The sequence below is a fragment of the Brumimicrobium mesophilum genome (genome assembly GCF_003025005.1).
Classification (GTDB): domain Bacteria; phylum Bacteroidota; class Bacteroidia; order Flavobacteriales_D; family Crocinitomicaceae; genus Brumimicrobium; species Brumimicrobium mesophilum.
This window is the reverse complement of record NZ_PVSS01000002.1, coordinates 1-17,196: the sequence shown is the minus strand read 5'-3', so window position 1 is coordinate 17,196 and position 17,196 is coordinate 1. Positions and strand designations below refer to the sequence as shown.

Below are 17,196 nucleotides of genomic sequence, written 5' to 3'. Positions count from 1 at the left end.
TATTGTTGTTTTCAAAGTTAAATTTTATTAAATCAACTCATTTTGAAATTTGAATTCCATTTTTATTGTTTTCTATATATCCTAAATATACAATTAATTCTTTCCCTGAATTATCAATTTATTTTAAAGACTCCCAATACCTCTCAAAAGAAAAGCAATTCGTCAACAATTCTTCCTGATCATTAGGGAATTCCTTTTTCAGCTGATTGTAATATTTATTGTTTTCGTAATAGTTTTTGTTAAAACGAGCGCTCAAAGATTCACATTTTCCGGCCATGCGGAGGCAAAGGGCTTGAAAGTCGCTTGATTGCGTGGCTTGTTTTGCGAGCATGTAGTATTTTTTGGCGTTTACACAAGTGTTGAAATCAACGTTGTCGGCGTAAATGGTGTTGTAATTGTGTATTGACCAATAGTAACGTTTCATCATCCAGGAATTTCCGTATTGCGTCATGTTGTAGTAGCAATTCGCTATTTCGAACAAAACTTTCGCTCTTGCATTTCCTTTCAACTTTTTGCTTTGTTTGATTCGCTTTTGTAATTCTTGGGCGATTTCTAGTTTCGTATATGAAATCGTGTCGCCTTTTGTTTTCTCGTGACTAGAGTAGAAGTCGGCATAAAATGGATTGGCTTGTAAATAATCATCGTAGTTACGTGCTTCCGATGACCAATATTCAACTGGAATTTCCTCCCAAATGGCAATTGATTTCTTTAGATTTTCTTCTCGTAAATACTTTGTTCCTATCAGGTCTAACCAGTTCAATTTGTCATTCAAAATTGGTTCTGTTAAGAAAGAATTTCCCTGCTTTTCAATTTTATTCCAGCCTTTTTCAATTTCAGCAGCAGAATAATTGGCGTCGAAATAATCGAAACCATCATAGTAAAAGTCAACATTGTAGGCTGCCAAGCCATTCGATTCTGACCAAGTAAATGAATTGTAATATTTGTTGTTGTGATTGATATGACTGAAGAGCAACATCGATTCGGTGATATTTCCGCTAAACTCTAATGTTCTTCCGATGGCAAAAATCAATGCATTTTTAAAACGATAATCAGTGATCAACAAAGTATCAATTTCGAAATCTTCCAATTTTGGATTTTTCGAATTCTTGACATTCAACAAAATTGAAATATTCTTTTTCCAATTTGAGAGTTCAGGAGAGGAGAAGGTTTGACTTTCTAGATGTTCCAATCCAATTTTTGGCTGATTCACCACAAGTGACAATATTGCGATACTTGCAGATTTTACGTCAGCATTAAGTTCCATGGCATCATTTGTAATCCAATTCAGCAACTTTTTTGCATACAAACGATCTTCAACGATGCGTTCTTTCATTATGCCAGATGCAATTTCTTCGTTAACTTCATGCGAACGAATTACAGGTTCATACGCGGTAATTTCAGGACCTAAAACCCAGTTTTCCAATTTATTCACTTCACGAATCACAAAGAAAGGTAAGAGTTCATTTTTGGGATCTAATTGATAAATCGTTTTGATGTTCTCCAGTGATTTCCCTCTTTCTCTTAACATGTACATCGCGTGAATATTGGCTTTTTCTTGATTTGTTTTGGCCAATTCGAGGATTTGAGATTTAGGAACGTTTTTATTAAATAAATTCCAAAGTCCACGTCGTTTTGAATGAACAGAAGCAAACAATTGAGCAACACGGAAATTTCTTTCTACCGAGTTATTTTCATAATGTAAACGGTGATATTCCGCCCAACGATCGATTGCTAATTCCGATTTTCCATAAAAATAGTGCTGATACAATTCAACAACTTCAGCTTCATTTCCGCTATAAAATTGGAACCTCAAAGCAAGAAAAGCATATCTTCTTTTGAGTATTTCATCCGTTGTGGATTCGGCTTTTTGAATGGCTAATTCTACTGCAACATTTCTTAATGAGTCATGGTAGGTTTCATCTCTTTCCCAATAGTCATTTGTGACATCATTGAGGTGAGAATATGTTTTCGCAAATACAAGATAATCGATATAGGCTTCCTTCCCATTGTATTTTAACGCATTGATAAATGGTTCGTTTTTAGCTTCATGTATTTCTTTAATACTCATGCCGTAAAGTACATGAAAAACAGATTCTTTACTTACATTATTGTCCGTCGTTTCGCACCAGTCTAAAACATTCTTATCATTCTCAGCAGAGAACTCATAAACCTCCGCAATATAGTCTGCAGAATAGTAAAATTCAGAAAGTCCTCCATTGTCAAACCACCCTGGATAGAGTAATGAGAAACGTGTTTCTTCGCCATAAGGATACCAAGGTCCGCAGGCAAATGAAATAGAGAAACTAGTTAAAAATAGAAAAGACGCTATCCAGTATTTCATGTTTGTATTGATATATTTCTTCATGGTCCAAATGGTAAATTACCACATTCATTTCGGACTGATTAATATGATTTGAGATTAACTCTGCGGCTTCTAACAAAACGGATTCGCTTATTCGTTCAATCTTGATTTTTTCTCCTTTCCGGAAATATTTATGATTAATTGAAGTGTCTTCTTTTACGATGAAATGCAAGTTATCCTTTGTGGCAACAGCAATTTCCTCGAAATTTTCGGGAACAGCATGAAAAATTCCTGCAAAACGTTGTTGATCGAAGCGATATCCAGAAGAGTAGGCTGGAAGCGCGACATCCACAGGAACAGGATATGGCGTGTCAAAATCAATGTATTTCTTTAATTCTTCGATTTCTAGTATACTGTTTTTATCTGTGTTTTTCGTTGGATTCAATAAATTATAGCACAGCAACATGATTCGGTCGACAGGCGGTGTTCCCATTTCATCTCTGTATTTGTAAGGATACAAGCGCATTGTACATGAGACAGTCTTTTGAGATTTTTCCTTTATGAGCTTAATCAATTCGAAATAGCTGTTTTGATTGGCTTTTGACCAATCGCAATCCAATTGAATTTCTGTATAAGTATTATTCTTTGCTGAATATTGAAACACTTCATTATCAACATATTTATTAACCAGGAAAATAATATTATCTGCCAACTCATTGAGTTGAATAGAACTTAATTTACTCAACACCTCATTTTCAATAAATACACAAGGTACCAATTCAGCGTTAGACATAAATTCGTTGTGTAATTTCGTGTTCGTTTTAGAAACAGGAATAGCACCAGACTTTTCATCATAAGTGACTTCAAACATCTTTAAATAAAGACGTTCACCTGCAAAAGATTGAAATAATTTTTGATTTTTTACTTCATCAACATCGTAATGAGATTGCCAAGCATAGAAACCTCGAGTAACTTCAGTTTTCTTAGAGCAGCTTGCAGTAATAATTGCAACAACGAATATTGATAGGTATTTTAATGATGTTTTCAAGAGAATAATTTATGATTTTAAAGGTAAGGGGATTTTTAAATGAAAAGGAAGAATTTGAAATATTTTTTTTCTTTTTCGCAAGTGATAAAGCGATTGAATTGGAGTGGACGCTTTGCAAAAATTCCGTGCGATGGGTGGGGAAATTTCATAAATGAAATTTGAGGAAAAGCTGATTTTGGTATTAAAGGTTTGATTCTATGAATCGATAAGAATTTGAAGCAAAAAAAACCAAGACTCGAAGCCTTGGTTTTCTTGAGTAATTGAATAAGAATGTTATAGTGGAATTCTCACACCAGCATTGATACTAGCTGAAAATGGAATTTCCACAGCCACTGTTTGACCGTTCGCTTGATTTGCAGGTAGATTTAATTTCAAATCTAAGAAGATATATCCAAAATCGATTTCTTTTTCAACTCCAGCACCAAAATTTATAGTGAAGTTGGATAAGGTTTCTCTTCCTTCTTCTACAGTTGAGTAGTATTTTGATTCATCAAATTCCTCAAGAGTAGTTTTTGTAGGTGCAAGTAGGATACCTATTTCAGCCAATCCATAGAATCCAAAATCATCTTCGTAGTCACCAACGAAATATCTTTTTCCGCCAAAATATAAATGAATGAATGAAATTTTATTTTCAGTATCAATCACTATTTGACTAGGACTTGTTTGGTTGCTGAAAGCATTTGCATATGCTCCTTCTGTTAACGTTGAAGGCAAATAAAAGTTTAATCCACCTGAAAGCACTGTTTTGTCGTCTATAGCATAATCTCCTTTTACCCCGACACCAAAGCTTTTTAGACCTGTTCCTCCAAATAAATTTAGGTAAGAAACCTGTCCACCCAAACTTAGTTGAGAGTAGGCTTGAGAAGATAAAATTGTAATAAATAGGGCTGTGGCAATTAGTTTTAATGAATTCATTTTTATATTTTTTTGTATTTGTTTTGGGAAATATTTCCACGTTTTAAAAAGTTTATTTAAAGATATGAATTGGGTACTGGAGCTCTTGTTTTGTTCATTATAGTAGTTTTTAGTAGGATAAATAATTAAGTAGATATCCTAGGTTTGATGCGCGCAAACATAATAATTTTCTCTTGAAAATGTCCCTTGAGAATTGAAAAACAAGCCTAGAATCCCAGTATTTATCGTACAGGTTTGATTACCAGATTGTAATAGTGCCTGTTAGGGTTAAAAATTTTTACTAACACTTTTTTTTAAATGCAAAAAGGTCAAAACACGGGAATGTACATAAGGCAATTTTCTTATTGAAATTTGAGGAAAGGCTGATTTTGGTCTAATATGTTTGATTTCATGAATCGAAAAAAAAATGCAGCAAAAAAAACAAGACCATGAAGCCTTGGTTCTTTTTTCTATTTTGTATCCGAAAATGTCATTGCAAAAGGGATGTTTTACAAAACTTCTGTTCGATGTGTTTGGTTGCATTACCCCACTTTCAAAACAATCTTTCCTTTGATTTCACCTTCTTCAACCAGTTTATGGGCCTTAACAGCTTCACTTAATGGGAGCGTTAATCCTATTTCTGGTTTGATTTTTCCATCTTTCAATAGATTTAAAAGTTGAGACATATCTTCTTTAAACCAATCTGGATGTTTTTTGTGCAATTCACTAATGATGTAAAATTTAGCAGAAGGTTTCCAGGGAAGTATGTTCCAAAATAGAATTTTAAAGAAGTCCAGCACAACATTTCCATCTTTTCCATTGGCAGAATTCTGATAACCAAAACCAACCAAAGTTCCTTTTTTCTTGAGTACTTTTAAGGAACGCGGAAAATAACTTCCTCCAATTGGATCAAAAACAGCATCGATACCATTTGGTTCTTCCTTTTTTAAAACTTCAAGGAAGTCTTCGTTTTTATAATCGATAGGAATAGCGCCATATTGTTTGATAAAATCGTGCTTTGATTTGGATGCTGTACCATACATTTTTAGGTTCATCAATTGTCCAAGTTGAAGTATGGCAATTCCAACGGCACCGGAGCAAGCATGAATTAGTATCGTTTGACCATTTTTGACTTTTGCGGAACGATGAAGCATTTGGTAGGCCGTTATATAGGAGAGTACCAAGCTCACACTCTCTGAATCCTCTAAATTATCTGGGACAGGAACAAGAGTTTTTACATCCAAGCAAATATATTCTGTGTATGCTCCAATTACCGTCAGCTCAGCAATTTTTTGACCGACTTGGAAATCTGTTACTCCTTCTCCGAGTTTATCAACTGTTCCAATAAGATCATATCCAGGAGAAAATGGAGGTTTGTTTTTGATTCCTAAATAAATTCCTCGTCGAATGAGTGTGTCAGTAAAAGCAGCGCTTGTAACAGAAACCTTTACACGAACTTGGCCTTCTTTGGGTTCGGGAAGTTTTGGTTCGGTAACTACTTTTAAAACTTCAGGACCACCAAATTCTGAGATGATTATCTTTTTGTATTCCATGGATGTAAATATAGCGGATTTGATAGGAATGGTGCGGGGGAGATTGTTAAGATTATACCTGGTTCATAGTTCAAATAGTTGTTGAGCTTTTTAACTGATTTTAGTTTTAATTTAAGATTTATAGTTTTAAAAAATTAAATTCTATATTTTTATAAAATGACTACTCTGAAAAAAATCTATTTACAACAATGTGCAACTTTGATTTGTACATTGTTTTTATTCTCGAGCTCCCTATTTTCACAATTTGAGTTCATGGGAGAAATACCCTATGATAAACGAGGTGATTTTTACGATAGTTATTCAAATGTATCTGTAGTAAAGATGCAATCTAATTTGTATTACGCATCGAGAAATTATCGCAGACAACTCTATGTGTTAAATGAAGATGAACGTGTTCCGAAATTGGTTAAAGATTTCGGTTATGAATCGGTTTCTTCTAAATTTTATGAAATAAATGAAAATTTATATTTCTTCGTCATTGATGATCACCCTGATGTCTTAGAGTTGCACATGTGCAATGCAGATCAGGAGGTAAGTCAAATCCTATCACATGATAATCCAGATTATCTAAGGAGTTTTTATCAACACAACGAAAACTTATTTTACGAAGTTGAAAAAGAATACAGGGAAATACTTTTTAAATTTAATACCCATACTCAAGAACAAGATACATTATATCAAAGTACTGGAGATTTGAGGTTCATTAATGTCTTTGAAGAAGGACTTTTGTTTATAGAACACTTTACTCCTTCGATTGGTAATGTGATTTTATTGGATCATAATGGAGTTAAAACCATTTTGGCAAATGATAGCTATCAGTATGTATATGACCCCTATTTAGTACCAACGAGTGACACTTTAAATTGGTACGTACGAAATAATTTTAACTCAGACTCAGTTCATGTCGTAAGGATTAACAGAAATACATTTGAGACTTCAACAATTACTGCAAATAATATTCAAGAGATTCATCCTACCTCAAATAATGAGTGTAACGTTAGAACAGAAGGTTATTCAGGTGGTTTTTTTAAAGGAGAATTTGTAAATGATAGTTTGATTATTGGGGCTGAGATGAAGCTGAAAAGTGAGTTGTTAAATAAAAATCATTCCTATTCACTTGAGTCGGGACGGAATAAAATTTATAGTATTGTTGACCACGATTTAGGAATAGAGTTAGGTGTTGTAAATCAGAATGATTCAATAGAATTGATCAAAGATTTAAATGAAGGGGAATTTTCTAGCGTACCTTTTCGATATTGCAGTATAGGAGGCACTCCGAGTTATAACACAGCGTTTTTCGAACATGATAATAAATCATATGCTTTTTTAAGTAATGGTAATGATGAAAGTGTTTACCTCTATGAAGTAAGACCTGATTCCCTGGTATCATTGAGTAAAGCACCTGAATTCAACTCTTCAAGGGTAAGGATACTTCCTTATGATGATTATATTTATTACATAACTCAAAATTCACAATCAGAATTAAGTAAAGTTTATAGGTGGAAATGGAACGCTGTTGTAAACCCTCAACCCACCAACAGATCTTTTGATTCAGAAACGTGGTACACAGAAATTGGATTTGATCATGAGGGTAGAGTATGTGTGGAATATGCAGACAATTTACGATCTCAAAACACAATTATTGATAATGCAGGGGCAACCTATGTTAGTTTTACAAATAATCAATACGGAGGTTTGCGTGAGGATAATATTTATTATGATTTAGCGAGCAAATCACGTGTTAAAAATAGAATATCAGATGTTTATGCCAAATATGACAAGTATGGCGAACTTCAGTGGATGAAAGGAATAGGAAGTTATTACAAACTCTTTTCTGATTATGATCAGTTTTCATTGGATAGTGAAGGAAATGTTCATGTTTATGGAGTTTTATACAACGAAGGTTATTTTGATTCTGATACCCTAGCGCTAAGTGAATCTAACAGGTATTGGGCAAAACTAGACAGTGAAACTGGTGACGTCACAGATATTAAAATCTTGTATAAAACAACATTTACAGATGACCCTGAATTTTTTAAAGTTGAGGTTGATGGTGAAGACAATTTTTATATGTCTGGAAAATACAATGATTATGAACTTGATTTAAACGACACTATACTGTTAAGTGATTGGACACATCAAAGTTTTTTAGCAAAATATGATGATGAAGGTAATTTTATATGGGCCAAAAATGTTTTAACCAATTGGAGTGATTTTATTGGTGATATTAGAAGTATAGAACTGAATAAAGAAACCAAGGAAATTCTTGTTTATTGTTCTCAAAATAGGAGTTGGTCATGTGCCACTGATAGTTGGGGAGGTGTATTAATTGTTTATGATTTTGATGGTAATGAAAAACAAAGGTTGGTAATCTCGGGAAACAGCCTGCACTATAATGGTGTGGCAACACAACTGAATGACGGAAAAGTATTAGTAAAAGGACTTTCAAGTGGTGTAATTCAGACTGATATATATGAATTTCAAAATGAGATAGGGAATGAGTGCTTCGAAGTCTCAGAATATACCTTGATTTATGATCAAAAACAAAATAGAGTATTGAGGGCAAATGTTACAACGGACAACCAAGGAATGGTACCACTGCAAGTAAAGAAAGACGAAAACTACATCTACTTTATGGGTGAAGATTTTGAAACTAAAAACACCATGATTCAACGGTATAGCTTAGATGGAGAATATAAAGGGAAGAAGTTGATCAATCAAAGAGCTTGGGAGGCATCTTTTGATGTTAAGGATGGCTTTTTTGTTTTAACTGGTCCAAGTTTTTCGGCAGATAGTGAATATCCAATTTCCGATACCTGGAGATATTCACCAGTTCTTTCTGTATTAAAATTTGAAATTGATGATTGGGTTTTAACTCCACAAACAATTCGACCAATGGATGTTAGAAATGTTGATGAAAACCTAAACTTAAATGTATATCCTAACCCTTTCACATCTACATTCGAAATTAATTTTCAGGATATGGAGTTTGATTTTGAAAACTATAAAATTGTCAACGCCATGGGTCAATTAATTCAAGAAGGAAAAGTCCTAGATCAGAACTTTTTAAAGATAGATTTAACTGGTCAAAGAAAAGGTGTTTACTTTATCAATTTATATGGCGAAGATGAAAGTAAAACAGCTAAACTGATTAAGCTATAATTCTTTTGACTAAAATCATTAATTAAATAGTATAACTAAATTATATTTGCGTTATGTCGATTTCAATTATTCATGCCAGTTAAGCATCTTTTATACACCTTACATACATTCCGCTGCTGTTATTATTATTTAAAACATGTATTTGGCCACGTATATAATCAATTGAAATCATTTGTACAAAGGGTTGTGATTCATTTGCGTTTATAAAAGTGAAGTTTCCGTAGGAATTTTTTCCATAAAAAGAACTAGGACTTACTTGGTATCCTCCAGGGAGAGCTGTAAATCCAGATAGATTATTAGCTAAACCATTTGGACTTTCCCATAAGCCAGTTCCGTCTTCTAAGACACCCGTTGATTTCATTTTTCCTCCAACAAACTTGTTATTCCCTAAATACGTAAATAATTCATCCCAATCATAGCTTGTTGGCACACTCCAACCACATGGGCAGATATTTCTACTATCTAAAATGGCATAACCGGAGTACATCATGCCATAAGTGTTGAAGTTGCTTGTGTCATAGTCATAATACACTGACTGTGCTTCGTTATAGCGTTCAAAATAGATGGTGTCATTCACCGAGAATGGAATTGAATCTCCATTACAGTATTGAGAACTTTTCAAATTTTCAGCCATCCATTCTTGATTTCCAAGAATTATAGTCTCATAATTATTTCCTGAAGCATCAGAAACGCCATTTCCATCTTTAAAATATGAGCCAGACATAAAGGATTGGACATCTCCATAAACAGTATCTTCAAAAGTAATAACATAAGGTCTTACATAATATTGCGTTTCAGCCTCTACACTCAAATTTATGCTCACGTTTTCTTTAAACTCCTCTTCATTCTTAACCTTATGATTAAAATATGAAACTTCAGGATCAACGGTAATAATTGTTCCACTTTCTCGAAAAATAGGATTTCCTTCTACGGTTACATCATATTCTATAATAACAATAATATCAGAGTAGAATTGAGTTTTTACATCTGAAAAAGAAATGGAATCATCAATTTTAACTCCCTCTTTATTGCAAGAGGTGAATGCAAAAATAACTAATATCAGTAGTGATAATTTTTTCATGTTACTAAAATAGTTAAAAAACATGAGATTCAATTACAGTGTTTTTTATCAATAATTATTGATTGAATTTGATTTTCTTCTATATAATTACGCTACAGTTTCGCAAGGAGTTAATCATTGAAATTAATTGTTGAAATTTCGGCGTCGATTGAATTTATTTTAAAGTCTGACAAAGATCTATTCCATATAAAAATAGATACATCACAATTATCTTCGCGGTATTCTTTGAAGTGGAAAGTATAATTTTCATCCTCAACTAAATTTGCTTTATTTCTAGGAACTGGTGTTAACCCTGCTGTAAAATATGAAATACTCTTTTCTTGATTTGCTAATTGAACAACCAAGAGAACACTATCTGGGCTAAGTTTTTCAAAAGTTTCCCATTTTACATTCACTTCTAACCACAAACCTTGACTTTCATAGGTGTCAATATTCTTCTTTGGAATACCACAATATTCTACATTTTTACAATCGAAATTTTCAACTTTATGATGATATACTGATTTTAGTTCTGCATTGAAAGGCTCAATATCAGAATAACCACCAAAAATGTCTTTAAAAGACTCGTCTGTTTCTAAGAAAACAAATTCATATTTCTCTTTTGTCATAAAATCTGGAGACAAAATTTGATTTTCATATTGGTAAGTTTGGACTAGGTTTAAAGCAGAAAAAATGACACCAAGGGAAAGCAAAACATATTTTTTCCAATTAGTGAAATGATCCAAAAGAACAGCCAAGCCCAATGCCATAATTCCATATATATCGATAAAAGGTCGTTGTCCGAATGAGGATCCATAATACCAATTCCACCAACTACTCGTTATATAAATGAAAAATAAAACGAAGAAACTAAGACCAATTGCTAAAAAAACATTCTTTTTGAACCAGAAGAATAATCCAATTGTAGAAATAATCATCAATGGAGTATAAATCCACCAACCTTTTCTAAAACTAAAGAGCACATCTGTGATTCTAGGTTCCGAAAAGTTAAAACCTTCACCAGCATAACTCCAAATAAACCATTGACCAGTTTGTAAATACCACAAATAGGGTTGAACAAACAGAATTGCAATAAAAATAATGGCAGAAAAATAAGTGCTTCTATCGCCGAGGATTGATTTCCATTCATTTTTCCATTGAATGTAATTGTTTGAAAGAAAGGGGAAAAGGAATAGAACGCAACCATTAATTGGACGAATCAAGACAATCAGGGCTAAAACAATGCTAAAAGCAATCAGATTTTTGGTTTTACTTTCATTTGAAACCCAATAACTCCTTGCCAAATAAAGTCCGACTGAAATTAATGAAAAGGAGTAAACATGGGACATAGAAGGACTCAAAGTGCTATATGACAGCAAATTTGTTCCAAAGAATAATAAAAGTAATGTTGCAGAAATAGAGAATTCTGAAAAATTATATGACTTTAATAATTTCCGAAGAAAATGCAATCCTAGAAATAGATAGAATAATCCTGCAAATGCGACAGAAGTTTGATACGGAATAGAAAATCCATTCTGTTCATATCCGAAAAGATAGGCTGATAAATGGCCTGCAGCAAAAAAAGGACTAATGAGTACAGCAGTACCTGAAAAGTATTTATTATAGGCTGTACTGTCATTCAAAGGTAAAATGAATGTGCTATTTTCGAACTTATCTGAAAAGTCGTCATGAATAAAGATAGAAGGTAAATAGTTATAATATCCAAGGCCATCACTAGAAATAGTGTTTCGATTATTTCCATTCATATCCGTTAATCCCCCGTGAATTGAGAACAAAATTGCTGATACTGAAATTATAATCAGACAAATATTAGATGGGGATATGAATTTATTTTTTAACAAACTCAATTGTTTTAATTTATGGAGTGAATTTAAAAGTTTGGATTCTTTCAAAGAAGAATATCAATATTTTCTTTATTCAAGGGTTGTAAAAGTAATATTTTTAAGTAAGACTAATTTTATAATTGAATGAAAAAAGGCTAGAATTGAGTCGTCCAAAAAAAATGAATTAAGTAGCATACAATCTAAAGATGGAGTTTAGATTTCCCTTGTTTTCGCATAGGAAAAAGCGGTTGCCTTGTACGGACGCTTTGCAAAGCGTCCGTACTACGGCAGGGAAATTTCATTAATGAAATTTGAGGGAAAGGTTGGTTTGCTGGGGACGGTTTGAAAACCGTCCGTATGGACGGTTAATTCTTAACCTGATTGAAATTAGGTAGTGAAATATTTAGTAGGTTTGTTATTTTGAATTATTTATTTCATGTCCACATACTACACAACATTAGAAATATCGGAAAATGCAGATTCATCTGAAATAAAAAAAGCTTTCAGAAAACTAGCCAAACAATACCATCCAGATTTAAATTCATCGGAAAACGCGAAAGATAAATTTATTGAAATTGAAGTTGCATATAGTTGTTTGTCTGATAGAAAAACGCGTTTGGCTTATGACAGATTGCTTAAGATGCAACGTATGCAGCGAGCGAATCCAAGGGTCAAGCAAAAATATCAGCAAGATGTAAACCGTAGAACGAGAAAAGGAAATAGTAGGGCACAAGCCCATTCGAAAATGAATTACCAACAATACAAAAGAGATCAATTGTTTCGTTATTCCATACTTTCTGTCGCTTTGAAAACTTTATTTACTATAATAGCAGGAGCGATTTTGATGGTTGCCTTCGTTCGTTTAGGTAGGGTGTTGTATGGACCAAACTCTGATGAATGGGGTCAAAATTTAAGCATCTATTTTCTAGCATTTGTCTACATTTTCAGCTTAATTGGATTGATATATTTGTATGAGTATTTTGTGAAATATGTGATTGTTGGAAAACCAAAAAATAATGGATAGGTTGGTTGGGTTGAAGTTCATAATGTTTAAGAAAAAAATGTTATTAAAAGATGTATGAGGAATCTTTTCCTTCTTTTTCGCAAACGAAAAAGCGGTTGCCTTGTATGGACGCTTTGCAAAGCGTCCGTACTATGGCAGGGAAATTTCATTAATGAAATTTGAGGGAACAGTTTTCTGTCAAGCTTAAATCTCGGCTAAGGGGTAGCAGCGGCATCCTTTTTATTATCACGAGTTGAAAACTCGCGGAAATAAAAAGATATAGCGAATGACCCGACCTATTCAATTCTTTGTATTTGCTTTTTAAATGGAGCTATTTTGGTTAAAGAATTGAATAGGGCAGCCCCAAAAGAAAAAGATAAATTTGAGAATTTTGAAAGTGATTCGTAATGAAATACATTTGAACTTAAACTCATTCGTAATTGCTCAATTCTTAATTTTAATTTCGTTCTATAATCAACCTCGACATCGCTTCTGGATAACCACGTTCTATAGCTAATTCCGCTGAAAGTTCATCAATTTCATTTTTAGAAACAGCTTCGAGTAATGAATTTTGGATAATTCTTTTTGAAATAAAAGGAACAATTTTCTCTTCTTGAATTTTATCTAAAATCTGATTGGCCACAGTTAATGCTGAAGAAGCCTTCACGATTTCGCTTCTTGCATAAGATTTATATGGAAAACTTACTTCGCCAACCCTTAAAGTTGCGTCATCACCAGGAATTTGTTGGGCTCCAAAAAGGGGAGGACCGCCAACCGTCGCATTTGTAAAAGATGGAACGAACTTGGAAACGGAGTCAATTGCATTTTCTGTTCTCGTTTTTATATCATCCGATTCCCAACCACGAAACAATTTTTGATTGATGTCATCATTAAATTCTGGTTGTGCTTCATCATCATTAGAATGTATTAATCCATCCTTGAATAGGGTGATATTTTGGGTCATCCCGTGAATTTGATAATAATCTTGACTGTAGGGAGTTAATTGTACCATTCCGTTAGGCGTACCGCGTTCTCCATGGAAGATCAACTCAGGAATTAAACCAGAGATAGGCTGCCATTTTGAAACATAGGCTGCTTTAAATTCAATTAGTCTACCCGAATTGATGTGAAGAGACTCGTCGAATTTTCCTGTTTTAAATCCACAAGAATTGACTAAATAATTGACCTTAAAAACTTCATATTCTGTATGGATTTCCCAATTGTAGTCGACATTTTCATTGCGAACGTCTTTAATTAGCTTTACCTCAGTATTCGTTTTTAAAAGACACTTTTCCGATTTATTTAAGGCCAGTTGTGCTTGAGCTCCTAATCTAAACTGATTCCATCCATATTCTTGAACTAAAGTAATTGGAGTTTTCAATTTTTCGTAATCAATAAATTTAATCGCATTAGTGATCCATTGGTCTGGAGTACTCGGGATATCAACTGTTGGTTGCTTTGCTAACTCAATTAAATCTTCTTTTGAATATGTTTTATAATAATTTTCTGGAGTTCCGAGAATTTCATTTAACGGATCTTCATCAATTAAAGTTTTGTAGTATTCAACCAGCATATCTAAACGATGCTGAATCATATCAACATCATATTTTTGTGATTTTGGAATACTAATAAACGTAGGTCTTTTATCGATAGATTGCGGAAATAAGCGCGCCATTTCAATGGATTGTTTCATCAGCAAACGGCATTGTTCATCAGAAATATCAGGATAAAGATTTCCACCGGCATGCAAATGACAGAAAGGCGGACCGTTCACAACACTATTTTCTTGTTCGAACAAAACAGTATCAATTCCGTATTTAGCCAATTCTAACGCGGTAACAACGCCCGAAACACCACCTCCAATGACACCTACATTATAAATTTTATCCATTTTAGAAATAGTTTTGTAAATCGGCAAAATCATCGACAACTAAAGTTGGGTGGTAATCAGAGATTTTTTCATTATAATTATATCCATAACTCACACCAATACTTTCCATTTTAGCATTTTGAGCAGCGAGAATATCATTTTTTGAATCTCCAATCATAATACTTCTTTCAATTGATGAATTTAGCGTATTTACTAAGTGAACAAGCGGTAAAGCATTTGGTTTTTTCTCGGCCAAAGAATCTTCTCCAACCCAAGATTTAAAGAAATGTTTAATTTTTAAAGTATCTAAAATAGGTTCGATAAATTTGAAAGGCTTATTTGTGCAAATTGCCATTTTAACTCCTTTTTGATCAAGGTAGTTTAAGGTTTCAAGAACGCCAGGATACATGAAAGTATCTTCGCACGTTATTTCATTGTACGCTGACAAATAAATGTCGAACGCTTCATCAAACTCTATTTTTATTTCACTATTCTGATTCACCGATGCTTCTAAAGATCTTTTCACCAAAGGTTTTGCGCCATTTCCGATAAAAGGAGTCACTTGCTCAATGGTTAAAGCAGACAAGCTGTAATGCGACAACATTTTGTTGATAGCTGATGTAAGATCTGGAATACTGTTTATGAGTGTTCCATCAAAATCGAAAATAATAAGTTCTTTGTCCTTGAAATTCACAATACTTGTTTTACTGCAAAGATAAGGATTTATTGAGGTTAGCGTGTGGTTTCTTATCGGGAATTATTGAGGAATAGATAGGGTTCTTAAAAAAGAAAAAAACTAGTAGAAATCATTTTTTTGAATAATATGCAATTCCATTATCTGGTGTGGGTGGACGTTTTACAAAACGTCCGTACCAGATGAATTGCTTTTGCTCAAGAGCAAAAGAGGTGAGAGTTAGAACCCACTTGAGAGAGGTTTCATCTCGTTTGTGGGGGATGCGCTAATTCTAATTTTGTTTTGATTTAAAATCCATAAAAGAGTCCTAAAGGGCTGCCAAGAATATTGATGAAGTTTTTTCGAGGACGTGGCTTAACTTTTATTCCACATCTTCGGGCTTTGCGAAGTATGAAAAACGGCAATAATAATTATTTCATTTTCGTTGATGTTAAAATGCACACCGTAAGGGAATTTATTTAAAAATGCCACTCTGGTTTGATTGTAACGAATTTGAATCTTCAGCGGGTTTTCTGAATGTTTTGGATGGTTTTGGAGATGTGTTTTTCAAAGTTTAGGCCTAGATTATCTTTTTGATCTTCATACCAAAGAAAGGCGTCTCGGATATCTAGCTCAGCGGCTTCTGAAATAGATAAAGAATATTCAATTATGGTTTAAAAATATCTTGTTTGGCTTCACTCCAGCTTCTAGTTTTCATTTTTCCTTCTTGTAAAAGTTCTAATCGTCTTTGAACTTCTTGTTGCTGTTCTAAAGGAATATTTACTTCATCATTCTTAATCTCTAAACCAAGCTGATTAACGAGTTCCATAAAGAAGTTTAATTTTGTATCGGGAACTTTTAATGTAATTTCTTTCATGATGTTATTAATTTAGTAATTGCTTTTAGAATAAAATCCTACCATCACATTATTAAACAAATATAATGCAAATAAATGCAAATTAAAAAAGTGATTAATTAATATTTGACAAGAAAAAACACTTACTTTAGAAATGTAAATGAACCAGACAGCGCAAGTTTATGTTTTTCGACCAAAAGATTATTCATACAGCAGTGTTATTGATTTTAGCGGGGAGAAAGGAATTTTATATGGAGTAGTGTTGGTAAATATCTGAAAATAGTTATAGTTTTAACTTTGGTAGAAGCTAGGATTCATACTACCACGAGAATAATCTCGCCGTAGCGAGGTCGAGGAATGTTTTCTCCCCTTGCCGTATTTTGGGTTTTACAGTATCAAAGAAGGTATGAGCCCATGAAAAATGATTTAGTTATCCCTATCACAATAAAAGGTAGTTTTTAATATGTATAAATTTATTTTAATCCTTATAACAGTTGTACTTTTTTCATGTAAGAGTGAGAAAAATATGTTAATCCAGTTTCCTTCGAAATTTTATGAGAAATGTAATATAAATAGTTCAGAACATCTGTTTTTTATCGTAACAGGTGATAATTTATACGAAAAAAAGAATGTAATTGATAGTATGGTTGTCAAAGAAGCGCTTAAAGAGAAATCAATAACTATAACTTTATATAAGGAAGGTTGGGGTATTGACAGCACTAATTTTGGGCAAGATATTGAACCTTTTGGAAGTGAGTGGGAATCCTACCTTGGAGACTATAGATATGCCGTTTATCAGATTTCGAATAATGAAATTCAAAGGAAGCAACTTTATGACAAGCGGAAGTTAATAGAACTTAATGGAAAAAAGATTAATTAACCCACGCTACCTATTAGATATTCGCTTTCTCGTGGCCTTGGGTTTCCATAC

Annotated in this window: 12 protein-coding genes; 3 read left to right on the top strand and 9 right to left on the bottom strand. The window is 33.2% G+C overall.

Features of this window, described 5'->3' with window-relative positions; translation table 11 throughout:
- Positions 1 to 118: 118 nt before the first annotated feature.
- The 4 genes from C6368_RS01755 to C6368_RS01735 form a co-directional block, all read right to left on the bottom strand.
- Entirely contained in the window at positions 119 to 2,341 is a 2,223-nt protein-coding gene (locus C6368_RS01755) for a hypothetical protein (protein ID WP_159038375.1), read from the bottom strand.
- Positions 2,304 to 3,350 carry a hypothetical protein gene (locus C6368_RS01750; protein WP_107037460.1) on the bottom strand — a complete coding sequence of 349 codons (1,047 nt, stop codon included), beginning with the start codon at positions 3,348 to 3,350 and terminating at the stop codon, positions 2,304 to 2,306. Before C6368_RS01750 ends, C6368_RS01755 begins: the two co-directional genes overlap by 38 nt.
- Positions 3,351 to 3,623: 273 nt before the next feature.
- Positions 3,624 to 4,265 (bottom strand): fimbrial protein, encoded by a 642-nt coding sequence (locus C6368_RS01745; protein WP_107037459.1) that lies wholly within the window; start codon positions 4,263 to 4,265, stop codon positions 3,624 to 3,626.
- Between the two features lie 521 nt (positions 4,266 to 4,786).
- Positions 4,787 to 5,797: a medium chain dehydrogenase/reductase family protein gene (locus C6368_RS01735; protein WP_107037457.1), complete on the bottom strand. Its 1,011-nt coding sequence runs from the start codon at positions 5,795 to 5,797 to the stop codon at positions 4,787 to 4,789.
- Positions 5,798 to 6,049: 252 nt separating this feature from the next.
- On the opposite strand from C6368_RS01735, the gene C6368_RS01730 reads away from it, so the two are divergent.
- Positions 6,050 to 8,959, top strand: coding sequence for a T9SS type A sorting domain-containing protein (locus tag C6368_RS01730; RefSeq protein ID WP_159038374.1), 2,910 nt, complete (start codon positions 6,050 to 6,052; stop codon positions 8,957 to 8,959).
- A gap of 79 nt (positions 8,960 to 9,038) precedes the next feature.
- Here the strand turns inward: C6368_RS01730 and C6368_RS01725 are convergent, their stop codons facing one another.
- The gene (locus C6368_RS01725; RefSeq protein ID WP_159038373.1) at positions 9,039 to 10,040 is read right to left on the bottom strand and encodes a fibrobacter succinogenes major paralogous domain-containing protein; all 1,002 of its coding nucleotides are present in this window, start codon (positions 10,038 to 10,040) and stop codon (positions 9,039 to 9,041) included.
- 110 nt (positions 10,041 to 10,150) lie between these two features.
- Positions 10,151 to 11,881, bottom strand: coding sequence for a hypothetical protein (locus C6368_RS01720; RefSeq protein ID WP_159038372.1), 1,731 nt, complete (start codon positions 11,879 to 11,881; stop codon positions 10,151 to 10,153).
- Positions 11,882 to 12,299: 418 nt separating this feature from the next.
- Here C6368_RS01720 and C6368_RS01715 point away from each other — a divergent pair, with 418 nt between their 5' ends.
- Entirely contained in the window at positions 12,300 to 12,887 is a 588-nt protein-coding gene (locus tag C6368_RS01715) for a J domain-containing protein (protein WP_107037453.1), read from the top strand.
- Positions 12,888 to 13,323: 436 nt separating this feature from the next.
- Here C6368_RS01715 and C6368_RS01710 read toward each other — a convergent pair whose 3' ends face one another.
- From C6368_RS01710 to C6368_RS01700, 3 genes are all read right to left on the bottom strand, one after another.
- Positions 13,324 to 14,757: an FAD-dependent monooxygenase gene (locus C6368_RS01710; protein WP_159038371.1), complete on the bottom strand. Its 1,434-nt coding sequence runs from the start codon at positions 14,755 to 14,757 to the stop codon at positions 13,324 to 13,326.
- A gap of 1 nt (position 14,758) precedes the next feature.
- Complete coding sequence (locus C6368_RS01705) at positions 14,759 to 15,430, bottom strand: phosphoglycolate phosphatase (RefSeq protein ID WP_159038370.1); 672 nt, start codon at positions 15,428 to 15,430, stop codon at positions 14,759 to 14,761.
- Between the two features lie 646 nt (positions 15,431 to 16,076).
- Positions 16,077 to 16,286, bottom strand: coding sequence for an addiction module protein (locus tag C6368_RS01700; protein WP_107037450.1), 210 nt, complete (start codon positions 16,284 to 16,286; stop codon positions 16,077 to 16,079).
- A gap of 505 nt (positions 16,287 to 16,791) precedes the next feature.
- Here C6368_RS01700 and C6368_RS01695 point away from each other — a divergent pair.
- A complete protein-coding gene (locus C6368_RS01695) occupies positions 16,792 to 17,145 on the top strand; it encodes a hypothetical protein (protein WP_159038369.1) in 354 nt (117 codons plus the stop codon).
- Positions 17,146 to 17,196: the final 51 nt, after the last annotated feature.

Coding starts and splice junctions, on each gene's coding strand:
- C6368_RS01755 (WP_159038375.1), bottom strand. CDS start 2,341: ATGAAATACTGGATAGCGTCTTTTCTATTTTTAACTAGTTTCTCTATT.
- C6368_RS01745 (WP_107037459.1), bottom strand. CDS start 4,265: ATGAATTCATTAAAACTAATTGCCACAGCCCTATTTATTACAATTTTA.
- C6368_RS01735 (WP_107037457.1), bottom strand. CDS start 5,797: ATGGAATACAAAAAGATAATCATCTCAGAATTTGGTGGTCCTGAAGTT.
- C6368_RS01730 (WP_159038374.1), top strand. CDS start 6,050: ATGGGAGAAATACCCTATGATAAACGAGGTGATTTTTACGATAGTTAT.
- C6368_RS01725 (WP_159038373.1), bottom strand. CDS start 10,040: ATGAAAAAATTATCACTACTGATATTAGTTATTTTTGCATTCACCTCT.
- C6368_RS01715 (WP_107037453.1), top strand. CDS start 12,300: ATGTCCACATACTACACAACATTAGAAATATCGGAAAATGCAGATTCA.
- C6368_RS01710 (WP_159038371.1), bottom strand. CDS start 14,757: ATGGATAAAATTTATAATGTAGGTGTCATTGGAGGTGGTGTTTCGGGC.
- C6368_RS01700 (WP_107037450.1), bottom strand. CDS start 16,286: ATGAAAGAAATTACATTAAAAGTTCCCGATACAAAATTAAACTTCTTT.
- C6368_RS01695 (WP_159038369.1), top strand. CDS start 16,792: ATGTTAATCCAGTTTCCTTCGAAATTTTATGAGAAATGTAATATAAAT.